At 57.2% G+C, this 2281-nt stretch carries 4 protein-coding genes; 1 reads left to right on the forward strand and 3 read right to left on the reverse strand.

All coding sequences use genetic code 11. The features are described 5' to 3' along the window. Nucleotides 1-169, reverse strand: a 169-nt coding sequence (locus tag NKJ17_RS33725; protein WP_352692025.1) for a recombinase family protein, incomplete at its 3' end; no start/stop codon positions are given. 925 nt (nucleotides 170-1094) lie between these two features. Beyond that, the gene (locus NKJ17_RS33730; RefSeq protein WP_352692021.1) at nucleotides 1095-1346 is read right to left on the reverse strand and encodes a hypothetical protein; all 252 of its coding nucleotides are present in this window, start codon (nucleotides 1344-1346) and stop codon (nucleotides 1095-1097) included. A gap of 25 nt (nucleotides 1347-1371) precedes the next feature. On the opposite strand from NKJ17_RS33730, the gene NKJ17_RS33735 reads away from it, so the two are divergent. After that, nucleotides 1372-1548: a hypothetical protein gene (locus tag NKJ17_RS33735; protein ID WP_352508044.1), complete on the forward strand. Its 177-nt coding sequence runs from the start codon at nucleotides 1372-1374 to the stop codon at nucleotides 1546-1548. Nucleotides 1549-2012: 464 nt separating this feature from the next. Here the strand turns inward: NKJ17_RS33735 and NKJ17_RS33740 are convergent. After that, nucleotides 2013-2281 (reverse strand): hypothetical protein (locus NKJ17_RS33740; protein WP_352692023.1); only part of this gene is annotated, 269 nt, incomplete at its 5' end.

Consider the following 2281-nt stretch of genomic DNA (forward strand, 5'->3'; position numbering starts at 1 on the left):
CGCTTTTCCCAGCGTCTTCGTAGGTTTGGACGATAGTGTATCCGCGCCGCTCCGCGTACTCCGTAATGGCCATCGCCTGGTTCTCCAGCGAATAGCGTTGATGTTCAGTGGACATACGAATGTACTGTGCCGCACGGATAGGGCGCGCTGTCTGCAACTCGAAAGCCATGGGTTCTCCTTGGACTTGAACAAGCCCAGAGACACCAAATGTCTTTCAGAACTCTGTCGCATTCGGTAAATTCCCATTCGGCCACGAAATTGGGCGCGCAGATCTCCTAGCAAATGGATGATTGGACAGCGCAAATTAGCGACATAGTGCCTTGCGGTCGCAATCCGGATTGCCGGCCGGTTCTCAGCCTTGAATGCAGGTAGGCGAGTAGCTTTGCCGGCGCCAGCGGCCTGACAAAACTTTCGTCGATTCCTGACTTCAGGAGCGCGTAATGCTGGGTCTCGGCACCGGGCGCGATCAAAGCGACCACGGGGGGTGCGGGCATCCTGCGTGAGCCGGCTACAGCTCTGCACCATGTCGTTGTCCGGCCGGCAGTCCAGCACCAGTGCGTGGACCGGCGTTTCAGTAGTCATGTGGAGGATTTCATCGACGTTGCTCGCCAGCGCACTGGTAAAGCCGTCCACCGCAAGGATATGGCTGAGGATCAGATAGAATTCTGCGTCATGTGAGCATATCACGATCAATGGCTTCATGGCAGGCAGAGAAGCCGATGGTTTGCGGTCACTAGAAAAGGCGGAGCGAGGAAAATTGAAGTACGAATGGGCGGACAATCCTCACCTGTTTATACCAGTAACAGCCTGCGTCGTTGTATTGGCTGAGCTTCGCAGCTATGTTCACCTCACTCGCAAGCATAATTCTGCGAACAGATTTCTATGGTTCAATTGATGAACAGAACCTTCCTTGAAGCGAGCGAACGGGAAACCGGGATCCAAGGCTTCATGCTCAATTTTGGTCACCCCGCTTCCAGATGGCGCGTCGTACAATAGCATATGGCGCTATCGTCTTTATCGGCACCTTCGGTGTGATGGCGCTTATTTTGATTGTTTTCGGTCACCCATCCTAACCGGAATTTCAAACTGACCCACTACCCGCCGCCGTGGTGCTTGTCGGCACCTCCACCGGCTTTTTCGAGTTCCAGACCTTCTCGCATCCTATTGCCGGAATTGTCTAGCGTCGCTCCCTGCTTGGAGACCCCTCCGGCCGCTCTTGACGTGAGCTGATCCTGAGCGGCATTGCGTCGTCGTTGCGAGTGAGCATCGCTGCCGAAACCGGACATCCGGCCTTTCATTAGGCGCAATAACTTTGAAACAAATCCTGCTGGCAGGCGTTCCAGCATAGCGGGCGGGTTTCCGGAGGACCCAATGCCCGACGATTATAATGACATCGTCATCCCCCAAGACCACGACGCATCGCCACTTCGGGAGGAGGAGTATTTCGTCGTCTGCCCGGCGTGCGGCCAGGCGTTCGACATCAGGTGTATGGCAGAGGCGCTTCATCACAACGAGCTGGGCCATCAGCCCTACGACCTCGACTCGTAGTCGGCGGTTTTCGAGGACCGAACGTCGAGCCTGATCGAGACCAATATCAAGCGTAAGTTCTGGCTCATCTGCCGGCGTTGCCGACTGGTCAGCTTACAACGAATCCCTGTCGCGAGGGCGTAGCTTTGCCGGCACGCTGTGTCGTGACAGACACCTTGCAGGCTTTCAGCGACGACTTTATTGCCGTTGTGGTTGTTGTCGATGTGGCCGTGGCGCCGTCACCGACCGGTTGTTAACCCAGGGGAGGGCGCTTACTCCACCGCAACCATGTCGTCCAGTTCCGTCGCGACGCACCGAAGCAGACTTTTTGCGGGCATCGGTGGCGGGACGAACATGTGATCTCCATAATGGATACGAGCCGGCGCGCCCATCGCGTCTGACCGGCGACCAACCGCTCGCTGCAGAGAAAGTTCACGTCGAGCGGGATGCCCCGCGCCGACACCGGCTGTTGTCTCGCCGGAGCGTTAACCCGTTGAAGTCCGGCCATGCTTTCTCGGCCGAGTGATCGCCGACTTGTCGACAGTAATCACCCCGCCGCAGTCAATGCGCACAGTGAGTTTGTTCCCTCCGCAATCGATGCGGGTGACGTCCCCAACAAGAACCACTCGGTCGCCGGCGCGGACTTTGGGTGGCGGATCAATCGTATAAGGATGGTCATACGAAGGAATGCTCACCCTGGCGCGCCCGCTGGGGAGAATCGCGATGACGATACCTGCTAGCGCAACCTCATCGC

This window comes from Mesorhizobium sp. M0208 (genome assembly GCF_040322015.1).
Taxonomy (GTDB): domain Bacteria; phylum Pseudomonadota; class Alphaproteobacteria; order Rhizobiales; family Rhizobiaceae; genus Mesorhizobium.